Origin of the sequence: Leclercia sp. J807, assembly GCF_009734465.1 — a bacterium.
Classification (GTDB): domain Bacteria; phylum Pseudomonadota; class Gammaproteobacteria; order Enterobacterales; family Enterobacteriaceae; genus Enterobacter.
This window is the reverse complement of record NZ_CP046446.1, coordinates 2067561-2081933: the sequence shown is the minus strand read 5'-3', so window position 1 is coordinate 2081933 and position 14373 is coordinate 2067561. Positions and strand designations below refer to the sequence as shown.

25 protein-coding genes are annotated in these 14373 nt (G+C 50.6%); 7 read left to right on the top strand and 18 right to left on the bottom strand.

The window, feature by feature from the left end; translation table 11 throughout:
- Positions 1–246: 246 nt before the first annotated feature.
- Genes GNG26_RS10000 through GNG26_RS09985 form a run of 4 tightly spaced genes read right to left on the bottom strand, consistent with a single transcriptional unit; the run spans position 247 to position 2068 of the window.
- Positions 247–1026, bottom strand: a complete 780-nt coding sequence (locus GNG26_RS10000) for an antitermination protein (protein ID WP_156238566.1) — start codon at positions 1024–1026, stop codon at positions 247–249.
- Positions 1023–1145, bottom strand: coding sequence for a hypothetical protein (locus tag GNG26_RS09995; RefSeq protein WP_156238565.1), 123 nt, complete (start codon positions 1143–1145; stop codon positions 1023–1025). Before GNG26_RS09995 ends, GNG26_RS10000 begins: the two co-directional genes overlap by 4 nt.
- Positions 1142–1603 carry a hypothetical protein gene (locus GNG26_RS09990; protein WP_156238564.1) on the bottom strand — a complete coding sequence of 154 codons (462 nt, stop codon included), beginning with the start codon at positions 1601–1603 and terminating at the stop codon, positions 1142–1144. Before GNG26_RS09990 ends, GNG26_RS09995 begins: the two co-directional genes overlap by 4 nt.
- A gap of 9 nt (positions 1604–1612) precedes the next feature.
- Positions 1613–2068: a YbcN family protein gene (locus tag GNG26_RS09985; RefSeq protein ID WP_156238563.1), complete on the bottom strand. Its 456-nt coding sequence runs from the start codon at positions 2066–2068 to the stop codon at positions 1613–1615.
- A gap of 244 nt (positions 2069–2312) precedes the next feature.
- On the opposite strand from GNG26_RS09985, the gene GNG26_RS09980 reads away from it, so the two are divergent.
- Complete coding sequence (locus tag GNG26_RS09980; RefSeq protein WP_156238562.1) at positions 2313–2624, top strand: hypothetical protein; 312 nt, start codon at positions 2313–2315, stop codon at positions 2622–2624.
- 249 nt (positions 2625–2873) lie between these two features.
- Here GNG26_RS09980 and GNG26_RS09975 read toward each other — a convergent pair whose 3' ends face one another.
- Complete coding sequence (locus GNG26_RS09975; RefSeq protein WP_156238561.1) at positions 2874–3383, bottom strand: HNH endonuclease; 510 nt, start codon at positions 3381–3383, stop codon at positions 2874–2876.
- Positions 3384–3409: 26 nt separating this feature from the next.
- Between GNG26_RS09975 and GNG26_RS09970 the strand changes: the two genes are divergently transcribed.
- Positions 3410–4557, top strand: a protein-coding gene (locus GNG26_RS09970) for an IS3 family transposase (protein ID WP_120773485.1) whose coding sequence is annotated in 2 segments (ribosomal slippage) — positions 3410–3647 and positions 3647–4557 — 1149 coding nt in all. Because the reading frame shifts where the segments join, the coding sequence is not laid out codon by codon here.
- Positions 4558–4696: 139 nt separating this feature from the next.
- On the opposite strand, the gene GNG26_RS22505 is transcribed toward GNG26_RS09970, so the two are convergent.
- From GNG26_RS22505 to GNG26_RS09910, 11 genes are all read right to left on the bottom strand, one after another.
- Positions 4697–5332, bottom strand: a complete 636-nt coding sequence (locus tag GNG26_RS22505; RefSeq protein ID WP_197080144.1) for a DUF551 domain-containing protein — start codon at positions 5330–5332, stop codon at positions 4697–4699.
- A complete protein-coding gene (locus GNG26_RS09955; protein WP_156238559.1) occupies positions 5329–5673 on the bottom strand; it encodes a hypothetical protein in 345 nt (114 codons plus the stop codon). Before GNG26_RS09955 ends, GNG26_RS22505 begins: the two co-directional genes overlap by 4 nt.
- A 4-nt stretch (positions 5674–5677) precedes the next feature.
- On the bottom strand, positions 5678–6028 hold the full coding sequence (locus GNG26_RS09950) for a hypothetical protein (RefSeq protein WP_156238558.1): 351 nt from the start codon (positions 6026–6028) through the stop codon (positions 5678–5680).
- A complete protein-coding gene (locus tag GNG26_RS09945) occupies positions 6025–6243 on the bottom strand; it encodes a hypothetical protein (RefSeq protein ID WP_156238557.1) in 219 nt (72 codons plus the stop codon). The genes GNG26_RS09950 and GNG26_RS09945 overlap by 4 nt, the downstream gene beginning before the upstream one ends.
- Complete coding sequence (locus tag GNG26_RS22660) at positions 6240–6809, bottom strand: hypothetical protein (protein WP_156238556.1); 570 nt, start codon at positions 6807–6809, stop codon at positions 6240–6242. Before GNG26_RS22660 ends, GNG26_RS09945 begins: the two co-directional genes overlap by 4 nt.
- An 82-nt stretch (positions 6810–6891) precedes the next feature.
- Positions 6892–7140: a helix-turn-helix transcriptional regulator gene (locus tag GNG26_RS09935; RefSeq protein WP_156238555.1), complete on the bottom strand. Its 249-nt coding sequence runs from the start codon at positions 7138–7140 to the stop codon at positions 6892–6894.
- Positions 7137–7481, bottom strand: coding sequence for a transcriptional regulator (locus tag GNG26_RS09930; RefSeq protein ID WP_156238554.1), 345 nt, complete (start codon positions 7479–7481; stop codon positions 7137–7139). The genes GNG26_RS09935 and GNG26_RS09930 overlap by 4 nt, the downstream gene beginning before the upstream one ends.
- Positions 7478–8179 (bottom strand): replication protein P, encoded by a 702-nt coding sequence (locus GNG26_RS09925; RefSeq protein ID WP_156238553.1) that lies wholly within the window; start codon positions 8177–8179, stop codon positions 7478–7480. The genes GNG26_RS09930 and GNG26_RS09925 overlap by 4 nt, the downstream gene beginning before the upstream one ends.
- A complete protein-coding gene (locus GNG26_RS09920; RefSeq protein ID WP_156238552.1) occupies positions 8176–9102 on the bottom strand; it encodes a replication protein in 927 nt (308 codons plus the stop codon). Before GNG26_RS09920 ends, GNG26_RS09925 begins: the two co-directional genes overlap by 4 nt.
- A 154-nt stretch (positions 9103–9256) precedes the next feature.
- Complete coding sequence (locus tag GNG26_RS09915; RefSeq protein WP_156238551.1) at positions 9257–9796, bottom strand: toxin YdaT domain-containing protein; 540 nt, start codon at positions 9794–9796, stop codon at positions 9257–9259.
- Positions 9797–9886: 90 nt separating this feature from the next.
- A complete protein-coding gene (locus GNG26_RS09910; protein ID WP_156238550.1) occupies positions 9887–10108 on the bottom strand; it encodes a Cro/Cl family transcriptional regulator in 222 nt (73 codons plus the stop codon).
- Positions 10109–10176: 68 nt separating this feature from the next.
- Here GNG26_RS09910 and GNG26_RS09905 point away from each other — a divergent pair, with 68 nt between their 5' ends.
- The 4 genes from GNG26_RS09905 (at position 10177) to GNG26_RS09895 (ending at position 12401) form a co-directional block, all read left to right on the top strand.
- Positions 10177–10902 carry a S24 family peptidase gene (locus GNG26_RS09905; RefSeq protein WP_231604265.1) on the top strand — a complete coding sequence of 242 codons (726 nt, stop codon included), beginning with the start codon at positions 10177–10179 and terminating at the stop codon, positions 10900–10902.
- Positions 10903–11080: 178 nt separating this feature from the next.
- On the top strand, positions 11081–11290 hold the full coding sequence (locus tag GNG26_RS22655) for a hypothetical protein (RefSeq protein ID WP_231604263.1): 210 nt from the start codon (positions 11081–11083) through the stop codon (positions 11288–11290).
- Positions 11262–11960 (top strand): P63C domain-containing protein, encoded by a 699-nt coding sequence (locus GNG26_RS09900; RefSeq protein ID WP_231604260.1) that lies wholly within the window; start codon positions 11262–11264, stop codon positions 11958–11960. The genes GNG26_RS22655 and GNG26_RS09900 overlap by 29 nt, the downstream gene beginning before the upstream one ends.
- Before the next feature lie 84 nt (positions 11961–12044).
- Complete coding sequence (locus GNG26_RS09895; RefSeq protein ID WP_156238548.1) at positions 12045–12401, top strand: lipoprotein; 357 nt, start codon at positions 12045–12047, stop codon at positions 12399–12401.
- Positions 12402–12540: 139 nt separating this feature from the next.
- Here the strand turns inward: GNG26_RS09895 and GNG26_RS09890 are convergent, their stop codons facing one another.
- Positions 12541–12738, bottom strand: a complete 198-nt coding sequence (locus tag GNG26_RS09890) for a hypothetical protein (RefSeq protein ID WP_156238547.1) — start codon at positions 12736–12738, stop codon at positions 12541–12543.
- An 843-nt stretch (positions 12739–13581) separates the two neighbouring features.
- Between GNG26_RS09890 and GNG26_RS09885 the strand changes: the two genes are divergently transcribed.
- Entirely contained in the window at positions 13582–13734 is a 153-nt protein-coding gene (locus GNG26_RS09885; protein ID WP_156238546.1) for a hypothetical protein, read from the top strand.
- Here GNG26_RS09885 and GNG26_RS09880 read toward each other — a convergent pair.
- Positions 13715–14302, bottom strand: a complete 588-nt coding sequence (locus GNG26_RS09880; RefSeq protein WP_156238545.1) for a super-infection exclusion protein B — start codon at positions 14300–14302, stop codon at positions 13715–13717. The two genes, GNG26_RS09885 and GNG26_RS09880, sit on opposite strands and share 20 nt — an antisense overlap.
- Positions 14303–14373: the final 71 nt, after the last annotated feature.

The following is a 14373-nucleotide window of genomic DNA, read 5'->3' as shown; positions in this document are numbered from 1 at the left end:
GCTACGTGGCATCTGAGGGTGATTGTCTGCGGCCTGAGTAAAAAAGGCGGGTTCTGGTCCGCCAATCGATGGGTGCTGCGTTGCGCTATGCGCTTATAGTCCCAGGTAGGGGTATTCCAGATACGAAAAAGCCCAAGGCGTTAACCTCGGGCTTGAATTCTTTACCGTAACAATTCACGGATTTATAGTGTTAGGGCGATGATATTCTAACTTTCGTCATTGTGCAAGCTGCAATCGTTATCGGAATCAAACTTTGCTAGTAACTTTCGATAAGATCGCATTTGCTGAAGATTCCGCCTTTTCAATCTCTGCAATTAAATTCTCATAGAATGGCTTAACGGCCTTGTCCCATACGCCAGGTGAAATAGCATCAGTAAACTCGCAGATGGCACGATAGCAGGACGCTGCCGGAAGGCGCTCATACCCCCTCCCTGAACATTGACGACAAGCACTCATAACTGGCACGCCCTGCTCCTCTGACTTCTTGCGATCCATTGCCACACCTCTCCCTCTGCACTTCACGCAGGATGTTGATATGACGCCTCGGCCACTACATTTCTTGCACGTTTCTTCCACCTGCTCTTTAGCTGTTTTTGCAGGCGTTTTCTCTCCACATCCGGGGTGCTTAACCACCAGTTTCTCCCTCCTGATTACGCCGCGGCCCTTACAGCATGAGCAGGTAAGCTGGCTGGCCGCTGATCGGCAATAATCCTGATATGCAAAAGTTGCGAGGGTTTGCAGGATCTTGCCCTTAACATTTGTCTCAAGCTTGCGAAAGGCTGCCACCTTATCGCAGTGCTTTACCCCGTATTGCATTAGCAACTGAACAGCTTTCTTTTTATCGACTTCGCTCAGATTCATCTTCCCGCTAAAAGCACTGAATCCAAGTGGGGCGCGACTTTGCACCATGCCGAATGCCGCCATAACATCAGTGCCAGTTAAAGAATCTGACGCGGTCGACCTTGGTGCGTCTGATAGCTGTGGCGATTTAGGAGAGTGAAATTTAACTGCGCTTTCGAGGTTCATGCTGCTTCTCCTAATGGCTCTTTGGTTTTGGTCTGGTTCTGGCTGTGCTTTGCTACTGGCGGCATCTTGGCGCGCATGACGCTTTCTGCCTGGTATCGGGCTATCTGGTCGCGGGTCATGTTGCTTCACCCATGCGCAAAGTGATGCCCTGCTGGTACCAGTCAGGCGCGGCGAACTCGATACGGCCAAGCATGCCGGTAATGCGGAGCGCTTTAATCCTTGCCAGCTCCTGCTTGTAATGCTGGTACATCTCCTCTTTCTGCCACGGCTTAATCTTCATCGGGTGCAGCGCTGCGCGGGCTACCTGCTCTACAGTCATCACACCGTATTCGTACTCAGCGTGGCGGGTGAACTGGATCGGCTCCTCTCCCAGGCGACGATGGCAGCCAACGCAGTGGGCCAGCGCATTGAGAGGGTGCCAGCGGGTAGAGGTATGGCGGCGTCCATTGATGTGTGAGCAATGGAGTGATGCGTGGTTTGTGCTGAAATCACGGCCGCAACTTTCGCAGCACCAGTTGGCGCGTTCGCGAACCAGCTCAGAAAAAATGGAGTCGTGTTTATCTCTTTTGAGTGCCATGTGCTTTCCTTACTGGTCTTGTTTTTCGCGCAGCACCTGGAATTCGCTGCTTTGAGGGATGGTCAGGACGAGGCCGAATTGCGCACACCACCGCTCCACCTGACACATGAAGTGGTGCATATCGCCGGTATCAAGATCGGAGGTGTGGCGGAGCTGGCGTTCTACCGTTTTCTCCCCGGTAGTGAAGTCGGTGTATTCAACGTCTTCGTACCCGAGAAAGGTTTTTTTGAGGTTGCGCTTTACCCATTCCTTGGTGGCGTCGGTGCGACCTGAGGCGATCAGGTATGCGCTGATCTCCTCGTACCAAACGTGGCTAAGGCTATTCTGCGAAAGGCTGCGTTTCTCGCGCCACGGCTTGAGCTGAAGCCGGAAGCATTGCCCGTCATTCAGAAGTGGGTGAAGGTGTTGGGTGATAGCATTCAGGTTGCCACGATGTAGCTTGATGCCGTCTTTTGGGAGAATCATACGCCACCTCCGAGAGGTAACGCAGAATGCAGAGAACCCTCAGCATCAGATGACGCCGATGGGCAAAGAATGTATTCAAAACTTGGTCGCATATAACGTCCCCATTATATGCGCAGGGGTACCGCCGGGCGTTCAACTCCGGCGGCGACTTAATTATGGCTGGTTGATTATTAAAAATCAAAGTGTACATTGTCGATGTAGTTAATTTATAGCATTGAAACATAACTAAAACTAAGGATGAAGAATGGCTGATTATCGCGTAAATAATTATACAGTAGCTAGACGCACGGGCAGTGATGGAATTGAGAGAGTTTATCTTGATGTAAATCTTACTAATAGCAGTGGGAACCCCAAAATTGCTAGCTATTGGATGGTAGATGACACAAGAGCCAGCATCTCTGATATCGAAACTGCGTTATTGCAAGGTTTTTCATATGCTGTTAATACGCTGGCAAAGGTATCCATAACTGAGGATGCTCCAAGAACCTACCTGTGGTTCGTCCTCCCTTCAGCCGCAGGAAAACAGCAGTTTCAGTTTACAGGAGAGAAGATTTAACCTAAAAAGGCGGGAATCCCCGCCTTTTTTATTCACACTCTTAATATTCAGAAATTACGTTACAAGATTGCCTCTCTTTGGTCGAATTGATTTGGTATCACTCGCATTGGATAGCCTCGCGATATGCCTCGCCTGCATTATGGGCTCTGTACCCTAACCTAAAATACAAATCCCAATCGTGCAGTACGTATCTGGCGGTCTTCCCGCCACAAATGCGCTCGATTTCTGCCATGAACTTCTGACGTTCAGTCACGGTTTAGTCTCCTGCTTCGGTGCTGCTGGAAGCGGCAAATGAGACCACGACTCTCCAGTAACAACCCTGATAATGGTTCGTTTAGACACTCCATATCTTTTAGATAGAACCCCGTATGAAACGCCAGAGATTCTAAGCGATCTTATTTCCATAACGCTTTCATCGTTTAATTTTGAATTTGCTTGCATCTCCCCTTTGTATGCTGGCAGGTGGGTTCTATTTCTTAGTCCTGTATCCCATGCGTGCTTCCTATTTTCATGAGGCGTAACCCACTCAAGATTTCTTAAGGATGGGTTAGATTTATCCCCATCGATATGGTTCACCTCTGGCTTTCCATTTGGATTTGGTAAAAACGCTTCTGCAACTAACCTATGCACTCTTGCAATTACCCTTCTGCCACATGAGGCATCACTAAGCCTGACAACGCAATATCCAGCCGAGTTTAGAAAAGGTTTTAGTTGCTTGCCCTTGAATCGCCACGGGTTTAACAGACACCTCAGAGTCATTTAAGATGGCTTAAAGAGAGGTGCCCATGAGCGGTAAGCGTTATCCCGAAGAGTTTAAAACTGAAGCAGTCAAACAGGTTGTTGATCGCGGTTATTCTGTTTCCAGCGTTGCAACACGTCTCGATATCACCACCCACAGCCTTTATGCCTGGATAAAGAAGTACGGTCCGGATTCTTCCACTAATAAAGAACAGTCAGATGCTCAGGCCGAGATCCGCCGTCTCCAGAAAGAGCTGAAACGGGTTACCGACGAACGGGACATATTAAAAAAAGCCGCGGCGTACTTCGCAAAGCTGTCCGACTGAGGTACGTCTTTATCCGTGACAACTCCTGTTGCTGGCCTGTTCGCCTGCTCTGTCGGGTGCTGGATGTTCATCCCAGTGGTTTTTACGCCTGGCTTCAGCAGCCGCATTCACAACGCCATCAGGCAGACCTGAGACTGACAGGACAGATTAAACAGTTCTGGCTGGAATCGGGATGCGTCTATGGTTATCGCAAAATCCATCTGGATCTGCGTGACAGCGGGCAACAGTGCGGAGTAAACAGAGTCTGGAGACTGATGAAACGTGTCGGAATAAAGGCTCAGGTCGGATACCGAAGCCCGCGGGCACGTAAAGGCGAGGCCAGTATCGTGTCACCCAACAGGCTCCAGCGACAGTTCAATCCGGATGCTCCTGATGAGCGTTGGGTAACGGACATAACCTACATCAGGACCCACGAAGGCTGGCTGTATCTTGCCGTTGTTGTTGATCTGTTCTCACGCAAAATTATCGGCTGGTCCATGCAATCCCGGATGACAAAGGACATTGTCCTGAACGCACTGCTGATGGCTGTATGGCGGCGTAATCCCGAAAAACAGGTGCTGGTTCATTCGGATCAGGGCAGTCAGTACACAAGCCATGAGTGGCAGTCGTTCCTGAAATCACACGGCCTGGAGGGTAGCATGAGCCGTCGCGGTAACTGCCATGATAATGCGGTTGCAGAAAGTTTTTTCCAGTTGTTGAAACGTGAACGGATAAAGAAAAAGATCTACGGAACGCGGGAAGAAGCCCGCAGTGATATTTTTGATTACATCGAAATGTTTTATAACAGTAAGCGTCGGCATGGTTCTAGCGAACAGATGTCACCGACAGAATATGAAAACCAGTATTATCAACGGCTCGGAAGTGTCTAGATTATCCGTGGCGATTCACCTTAAATCTCTGTTTAGAGCCATCACACCTCAAAATTTCCCTGGGAATGCTCAACACATCACCACGCTCATTAACTTGGTAGATCCCCTCCCAACCAACAACTGGTAAGAATTTCATGAATTACTCCTGAGGGGGATTTGGCAGTGGCATCCAGTGAGTTATTTTTCCAGGAACAGCGTCATACTTGTGCCATTCCTTCCAGGAATAGCCGTCCCACCACCCCTTCCCTATTTCTACGCCGTTGGATGTGATTACATCGACCATCCTATCTGGCATCCGCTCACTGCACGCAATCCACCCCTGCACAGGTTCAGCACCCTGAAGCATGGCGGCGCGGAGCTCTTGAAGCTCAAGCATCGCCCTTAATACCACCCCATGCATAACCGTCTGGACTTTGTTGCCCTCTTTTTTGTGATAACTAAGCGTATCCCGGCGAAAATCGATTAGCTGCTCAAGGAGTTCATTATCCAGCTCCTCACTGGTTATTTCCGGTTCAACTGGCTGCGGTAACTGTGGTGCTGCGTAGAGCAAAACCTTATCGCCCTCATCAACCCCTTTGAAGTCAGGCGGCATTACGTTAGCCATTTCCCCGCGCTTAAGTCCCTCGATTTCGCTTCTGTCTGTGATACCCACCGGCTCCTGCTCCAGCCCGGCAAGCAGCTGGCGGGCCATTTCCATCTGCTCGCCGCGAGTCAGTCCGTTATCAAGCGGTCTTTTGATGAATAGCTCGATACGCTCTTTGGTCAATTCCATCATTTCAATCCCTCCAGCAGTGGCAGGCGGTAGAGCGGAACCTCTCTGTACTCTTCGCCTGGCGATTCGCATTGATCATTGAGATTGCTGACGATTTCCGATAAATCAGATTTGCCGCCAGAAACGCAACACTCATCGAAATAAGCTTCACCTTCCGGGGCAACTATGCCGTACATGAATGGCTCAGCCGTCAGCGCTGCCAGTGCGATTTCATCTAGGTGCATCTTGCGCTTAAGAAAATCAACAACGTCATCACTGTGCACACCATGTTCAATCATGGCTTTTAGTGCTGCCGACTCAGCTTGCGCGTGCTCAATCAACTGCTCTTTCGTAAATTCAGCCATATCCCTACTCCCCCATCTTAGTGATGATTCCAGCGGCCTGTAACTCATCTTCCAGCCGACACACCTCTTGAGCCAGCCGACTGGTGTTGCGTTCAGCGTTATCTTTGTAGCTACTGAACTCTCTTTCCACTTCGAAGCGTTTATCTCTGTGGATGCTTTCCAGCGATTTAGCCTGGTGTAAGTCCTCCGCCTGTCGCTCAAGCTTGAAGCGCTGAAGCTCGACCAATTCCTGTGAGGCTTCCAACTCATCCAGCAGCGCCAGAACGGTTTCAGAGTGGATATCCATGTTGAACACGCCATGCTCTTGGGCTTTCTCTGCTGATTGGCGCAACGCCTGTTTGTTGATGTTGCTCATTGTGCGACCTCCTGGCGAAGCTGGGCGGCGTCCTCTGCTTCTCTGATAGGCTTGTGGCGTTCGCATTCGTAGCCGTAATAACAGCAGTCAGTGAAGCCACCTTGTTCGCATGGCCCCATCCAGACATGCTCGTTTTCATAGTTAATGACGTGTTTATCAACACCCCAGCGGAGGTCGTTGAGAAAGCCAGAGATAGAGGTAATTTCTGCACTCACTTGGCACCTCCTTCGATTGGCTCTGGCAACATGGTGTAGTGGGTTACACCCTTCAGGCTGTTGATTGAACGTGAGTGGTCAGCGAGCCAGATTTTGTGAATGTTGGTATCACTTCCTGCGCAGAAGTTGTACTCCATCCACTTAGCGGAGCAATATTGCGGACCAACATCTGTTTCGTATCTCACCCAATAGCGCCCAAACTCTGCTGGCACATTGCCTTCAATCCAAACCTGCGCCCGCACTTCAGCCAGGAAGGCGTCGGTGGCCGGGGTTTTGATAGCGTCAAATTCTTCCATTGCAGCCTCAAGCGCCACCTGTTGGCAGGCCACTTCTGCACACCCCTGAATTCCTGTACCTTCGCCATTTAAATCGTTATGCATCTCAGCAAGCTTGTCGCCAAACGATTTCAGCGCCGCATTCTCAGCAGCCAGCGCCGCGCACTTGGCTTCGAGTTCGGCAACTACGTCCTGATGGTCTTTGTACTTGACGTATGAGCCAGAAATGTCATCGCCCTCAGTGTTAAGCCATGCGTCGTTGCAATTCACTGCGTAAGTTTTGATGCTCATACTTCTGCTCTCCCGCCCCTGACTGATGCCAGGCACTGATTGAATAGGTTGTTAAGAGGGTTGGCTGTGCGTGTGAATGTGCTCATGCTGATGGCTCCCCGTATTTATCTGACAGTTCGCCCATTTGCCTGTGGATTTCCGCAAGGTCACACCCTGAGCAGCCCAGAGCTTCAGCAATGAGTTCTTCCTGCTCTTGGGATGGCCCAGCCTGCAAAATTTGGTTAAGCCTCACGCGCGATACGCCGCAGTGCTTAGCGATGCTGATAAGCGTTACGCCGTAATCTTTCGCCATGGTCCTAACCATCCAGCGGTAGTCACTCCATTCGATCATGCTGGCACCCTTCCCCACACCATCAGAACGCGCTTCATAGCCTCGCTCTGGCGGCATTCCTGGCAGATCACATTGCTGTCGCTACGCTGGACTAACGCCGATTTACCGCGGGTGATTTCGGGGATGGTGTCTGGTGCGTAGCGCATGCCGTAACTGGTAAGGCTGTACAGGCGCTGGCCGTGTTTGCCCTCGAAAGCTATCAGGTCGTCAGCCAGCAGGGTGCTCAGTGGCCCGGATATCTTCTTGGTGGTCATGCCCAGCATTGAGGCCAGCATGACGGTGTTGATTCCCGGGTTGTTGCGCATCGCCGCCAGTAACTGCTCTCGGATTGTCATGCTCATGATTTCGGCCCCCTCAGCCCGTGCTTTTCGCGAATCTCTGCCAGCCTGGCCAGGCTTTGCGATCTGCCCAAGGGTTTTCCACCCAGGATCGGGAGTGTCTTTGTTGGCGCTGGAATCACTTCCCCGGCGTTTATCCGGTTTGCCATGAGCGACAGCTCACCGGCAGCCCTGCGGCGCAGCTCGGCGTCGCTCAGGTCGTTTGCTCGCATGTTCTGATACAGCCCGGTGATCATCCAGTACTGAGCATTCGACTCCCACGGGTATGACTCGGCATCAGGGTACAAGCCCCGATCGCGGCAGTACTGGTAGACCTGGCTTACCAGCTCGTCAGCAGTTGGGAGTCCGGCGACGCTTGCCATTTCCGATTTGCACCAGGCGATGAACTGTCCGGGAGATGGCAGGAAAGGCTTCTCCTGTCGGCGGGCAACGCGCATCCCGGCGGCAACCTGCTCCATCGTGCTGATACCGTTCTCACGAAATGCCAGTACCCACTGGCGGCGCAGTTCGTTCATGTCTTCCTGGCTGCGATTTGCGACAGCCGCCGGAAATGTGGCCGTGAGTTGGGTAAACACGCCATTGATGACCTGAGCCACCCGCTCAACCGGCGCTTTGTCTTCGTACTGTTCTGGCAGGTTGTGCGCTACGCGGCGCATCTGCTCCCGATCGAAATTGTGCATCTGCTCGGCAAGGCTTTTCATAGGTCCACCCCGTGTATCCAGTCAGTGTTGTTCATGTCGATTTTTGGCTTACCAGAGGCCGGTGCCGCCGCCTGCTTGTTGCGCTTGATATCCAGCTGAGTCCACTTGTCACGCAGCGTTGACGGGCATAACACGTTGCCCTGCCAGAAGCTGTCGTTGCAGGCCCACTTGAACAGCTGAGCGATTTCTTTGTGCGTCCGGCCATCTCTCTCGCGCATCAGGCGAATATCGTTAGCCCATCCCGCCCAGGCAGGTTGCTTTGCAGATGGGGCGATGCGCTGGACTTCACTGAACAGCCACTCGGCGCAGCGGAGGTCTTCAGAGGTTCCCCACTTACCGCCGCTCTGGATCGCAGCATCAGGTTTCAGAACAGGTGATTTCTTCGCGGGCTTGTCAGAGGATTCGTCAGAATTCTCGGACGTAAGGGTTTTATTATTTATATTCTTGTTTAATACCTTCTTGTTCTGTTCATCGGGTAGTTCTTCGGATGGTTCATCGCCTACCAGCCTCAAAGCCGCGCCATTACTGGGCTTGCCTTTGTCGGATGGTTCATCGGAAGGTTCATCGGGTAAAATCACCTGATATTCGGTGTAATTTGTGATGGTTATCACGGTGCCGAACCTGTTCCCCTCCGTGCTGATCATCCCTTCTCGCATGAAGAAATTGAGCATCCTTGTTACTGCCTGTGGGCTCTTTTCCTTACCATCCTGATCGCGAAGTTTTCGTGCAAGAATCGCCGCGGTAGTGACGAGCTGGCCGGTGGAAAGCTCCCACTGCTTCCCTGCGAATTCGACAGTTCTCAAGCGATAGGAGGCTTCACCAAGAAGGCGAACCCAAAGGGCCATTTTCGCGGTGTCTTTTGCCCAATCAGTTTGCAGAAGGCTTCTGAACAGAGAGAAATGACCGAACTTTTTGTTCTCCATTCTGTTGCTCCTGAAGGCTCCCGGCTCATGAGCAGGGAAGTTGAATACTCTGGCTATATTTGCCATACTTGCTCCCGTTACTTGGCGTAACACAGTGTTGAGAAGGCCTTTGAAGTGACCGCTTCAAGGGCTTTCGCTTTTTTGGTAGTACCCATCACATAACTCCCAGCATTGAAGTGACCATCGTCATCAGCGGGCCTACCTGGTCCGGCATGAGCCTGAACAGCGCTGCTATACCCTCGCTTACCTCTTTCAGCTTCTGATGCTCTGGTGCGTCCAGCATGACGGCCTGCTTCGCTTCCGATACTTCCTTCTCGGCTTCTGCCAGCCTGACCAGTTTGCAGTCAGCGCCAATCAGCTTTGTGCGGTACTCGATAGGCAGAACAGACATGATTGCCGGTGTCAGCTGGCGAACGTTCTCGCGGTACTGATCGGAGTCGAACCGGTTATCGAGGAAGCGGAACAACTTCTGCCGCTGACGGCTTACATCTTTGGGGAATGTGATATTCACTCCGCCCTGCTCCCGGTACTCATTGACGATCAGCATCGTCACCACGTCCTGCCCCTGAGAAGCTGCCCATGATCGGATCGCATTGCGGATCGCATCGTGGTTATCTTCTTGTTTTTGCTGAGCGCGATTTATCATCACGCTCGGGATAATGCTGTTATGATTTTGATAAGTAAGTGTTTGCATCTGTATTCCCTTTAGTTAAATGAATATTCGTGGCTGATTACTCAGCCGGTAAAAATGGGTTCCAGATTGTTAAAGAACGATGGTGCATACTTACTGCGGCTTGCTGATGTTTCGGATCTCTTCAGCGGAGTACTTACCGCCAGAGGCCGCAGCAATCTTCCCTGCGTAGTCCGTCTCGTCGGTAAAGTCGGTACGCGGTAAAGCGCCACGAGCAATCCATTTGTAAATCGCCCTTGGGGTGCGATCGCATGCTTTGGCTACGACGGATACACGAACCGTCCTGATGACATCTCCGAGCGTTGTGATTTGCATAAAACAACCTTATTAATGAACCGTAAGTACATATTATGACGGAACTGATAGTTCACGCAAGCGGTATTATGATTGAACCTATGGTTCAAGAAGAAAAAGTGCGAAAAATCTTTGCCCACCGGCTAGCACTGGCCTGTGACAGAGCGGGCATGGAAAAACACGGACGTCAGGCTGCTATAGCCTCGGCGCAAAAAGTCACAGCCAAAGCAGTTAGTAAATGGTTCAACGCCGAGTCAATCCCGAGAAGAGGAAAGCTGGCCGAACTGGCGACTATGCTTGATGTAGTGCCAGGTTGGTTGCTCGGTGATGGAGATGATGATGATTTCGCGCGGGCACCTACAGCCGCGCCAGTTAGGAAAGGTTATCGAGTGGCCGTTCTGGATGTACAGGCAAGCGCAGGTCCTGGGGTTTATACCGATTCAGAGGTGGTGGAAACCGTGCATCTCATTGAATATGCGTCGGAGCATGCCAAGTCTATTTTTGGCGGGCGCCCAGCTGAGAACGTAAAGATGATCACCGTGACTGGAGACAGCATGGAAGGCACCATTGAGCCTGGCGATCAGATTTTTGTTGATGTCTCTGTTAACAGATTCCATGGCGACGGGGTATATGTTTTTGTCTTCGGCAGAACACTACACATTAAACGCCTACAGATGGAAAAAGACCGCCTTGCGGTGCTCTCTGACAACCCAAACTATAACGCGTGGTATATCGACGAGGCGGAAGAAGATCGCCTGCACATCATGGGCAAAGTGCTGCTTTGTCAGTCGCAGGCTTATAAGCGATTCGCGTGATCGGCAAGGTGTTCTGGTCGGCGCATAGCTGGGAAATCCCAGAAGAAGAAAAGCACAATCTGGTGATTTTAGTTAGATTAAGTATTTGCGTAATCTTACGATAATTTATACACAGCGCGCATTCGACATTAGATCGGAGCGTTAACTATTCAGGGAAATTAAGAAAAAAGAGGACGAGATGGAACCAGAAGTAACACCTCCGATGCAGTCTCCCTTCGCTAAATGGAAAGGAAAAATCAACCTCGGCGGAGAAGATATAGACTGCTATGTTCTTGATACGGGCGATCGTGTTATTGCACTACGTGCTACAGTCAAAGCTATTGCTGAAGTAGACTCTGGCGCGCTGGCGGACTATATAGGTGCAAGGTCACGACTATATAAACAGTGACTTAATCCTGGAGGAACTTTTAGAGTTTTCAGTTCCAGGAACGCAGTTTAAAAGCCAAGGATTAAAATCTGAGCAGTTCGAGCTAATCTGCCGTGGCTATATCCAGGCGCTTTATAGTACAGAATCGACCTTAACTCCTCGCCAGCGTCAAATTGCCATAAAGTGTGCCGTTCTTTCTTCTGGTCTTACAAGAACCGGCCTTGATGCCTTGATAGATGAGGCAACTGGTTATCAGTACGAGCGCGCCGAAGATGCGTTACAAGTAAAACTGAGAGCCTTTATAGCAGAAGAGTTAAGAGCTTGGGAGAAGACCTTTCCAGATGAGCTTTGGGAAGAGTTTGGCAGACTCACTGGTTGGAGCACCCCACTGCAAACACGACCTAAATGGTGGGGAAAGCTCGTGATTGAGTTGATTTATGACACGCTCGATCCTGATGTGGCTAAGTATCTCAGAGAAAACAAACCTTCAACGGGAGTTCACTGGCATAGGCAACTTACAGAAAATATTGGCGTAAGACAGCTAGTGTCTCGCTGCTGGGAAGTTATTGGTGTAGCGAAAACTTGCGACACAATGCATGAGCTTCGGAGCAGAGTAGCTCATCATTACGGGAAGAAGCCAGTGCAGATGACAATGTACCTACCACCAGAAAGCGATAAAAGCGTGGAATAAACCCACCCCGGCCACCGCACCGGGTATTTTGTACTTTATCGTTATGTTAAGATGTTTCCGATTGCAATCAAAAGGAAACATTTAATGAAAAAGATTTTAGCAGTAGCTCTTGGGGTGCTTTTATTGTCTGGCTGTACTGTTCGCGTTGCTGATCTGACAGTGGCGAGCACTAAAAATTACAACCTCAACGGTGGCAAGTTCTACAAAGGAAAGCGTGTAACCGCCGAGGACAGCTACCCGGTAATTATCTTCCCTACCGGTATTCCTAACGTTAAAACCGCAGCAGACCGCGCTATTGAGAAAGACCGCTGTGCAGTTGGCCTGTCTGATGTGGTAGTAACCCAGCTCAACCACTCCTTCCTGTTCGGTAAGATTGGGTTGCGCGTTGAAGGCAACTTAGTTATCGACCGTAGCCTGCCAGGCTGCGAAAACGCGAGCTAAGTTGATATAAGCCCGGCCGCCGCGCCGGGTTTTTTATTGCCCACCCATAAAGCTATCCGCCATTCTGCCGATAACTATCCAGCCTGAAGCTGATAACAATAACTATCGCAACACTACCTGCCCGCCCGTGCGGGCTTTTTTATTGCCCCTTCCTCACCAACTCCGCAGCATCCCTGTTAGCCCCCTTCCCTATCACATTGCCGGTTTCATGCCGGTTACGTTCCAGCTGATCTATCAGGGCACTCCGGCTGAGCTCATTGCCGTCAGCAATAATCTGCACGACTGCCGCGCCTATTGCCCGAACAATCATGTCCAAACGCTCTTCGTCTATCTGCATACCCACCTCCACCGATATCTTGTGAAGCATATCATGGAGTTTAAGTACATTTTTCAACCAAGCACACAAATTAGCGCATCAAAACAATGTCGCAAAAACTAAATTTACTTTTTAATCAATAATATAACTGAAAATGAACTGCGCACACCTCAAATATGTACTTTTGGTACTTTACTTACATGAACTATTGGTACAATATCTACCCCAAGAAGAACGGCGCACCACTACCGATTCGATGCTCTTTAACAATATGCAGAGTTTTACAGCGTCAATGACCTGTTTAGACCCCTACACGAAAACGTGGCGTAGCACCGGGTGCGATCCGGCCGGTGTGAGGTTATCCCCGCGCGAGAGCGAGAACGGCGTGAGAATGGGCAACACTGGCAGGGAGTTGGCGCTGATACAGCAAAGAGGAGGAATTCCGATGAAGCACTAACGCGGGCAGACCGCTTGTATAAGCCGCAGTAGTGATGCGGCCCCGAGTCTCCATGAGAGAGCCAGACGCAGGTCCGAACTGCGACATACCGCTGGTCAGGGTTAATCGAGGAAAAGGGTATGCCGGTAAAGCAACGCGAAAGCCAGTCGCGTACCGGTTATGAGCGGCGATGAGCGACAGATACTCAAGGGCATGAGCGCGGCCACTGCGAGAGTGTGGCGAAGTGCTTTGGGGTGTGGTGGCGGTGTCCTCAAGCGAGGTGCAACGCTAGCAGTGTGATAAGACCTGAAAACCGGCTGGGCAGATAGTTGTTTGCCAATACAGAAAACAGGGCGTCAGGAAGTAAGTGAGAGTGGCGCCTCAGTGCCAGCCACCACACCACCAGAGCATTTCAACAGGAGAAAATCATGAAAACAGCACACTACTACGCAAGCAGATCGCAGAAGTTCCTGGTCATCGGTGTTGATGGCCGGCAGACGGAAGAGCGCTACGAAGTTGGCAGCAAGGCAGAGGCCCGTAAGCTGCCGAGTGAGCTGTCAGCTAAGCAGTGGAATTTTTGATGCTTTTCTCGTGCTCAATCAGCTCATCCATGAGGCTATCTGACTTTCCGGCAAAGCGTATGTAACACTCATTAAAGTGCTTCTCCGGGATGATGAATTGATCCCTGTCGGGACGATAAGCTGTGTTCGGCAAACGAATGAGAAGCCCTTTTTCGAGCAAAGAAATTGATGCGGGATCACCCTTCTCGATTTGAAGTCGATTATTTGCTTGTACAGCAAAAGCTAAAAGCGCCCTCTCACCAAGCGTTAATGAATTGAACATATCGTGAACGGTCTTCTTTTCGCGCTCCTTAACCTGTATGGCATTCGAAGCCTGAATTCGCGCCAGTGCGAAGTGGTAAGCGGAGTAAATAAGGCCATTAAGAACATAGCTCACACAGAACAGCAGGATGTAATACATCCAGTACTGAGGGAGGATTTCCGGGTTATGCAAGTTAATCCATTCTTTCGCGCTGACTGGCATAACTACTATCAGGAAAACAAGGATGATAAGCATATGAATCAACTGTTTAAGTGTCATTCCTTGCAGGAAAAAACGCATTAATTCCTGCCACCATGAGTTGTTCATCGGTGGAACTCTCTTTGCTCTCTGTAGGGGTAAAGTGAGTTTATCCGATTTCTCGCTGTAGGGGTACACGA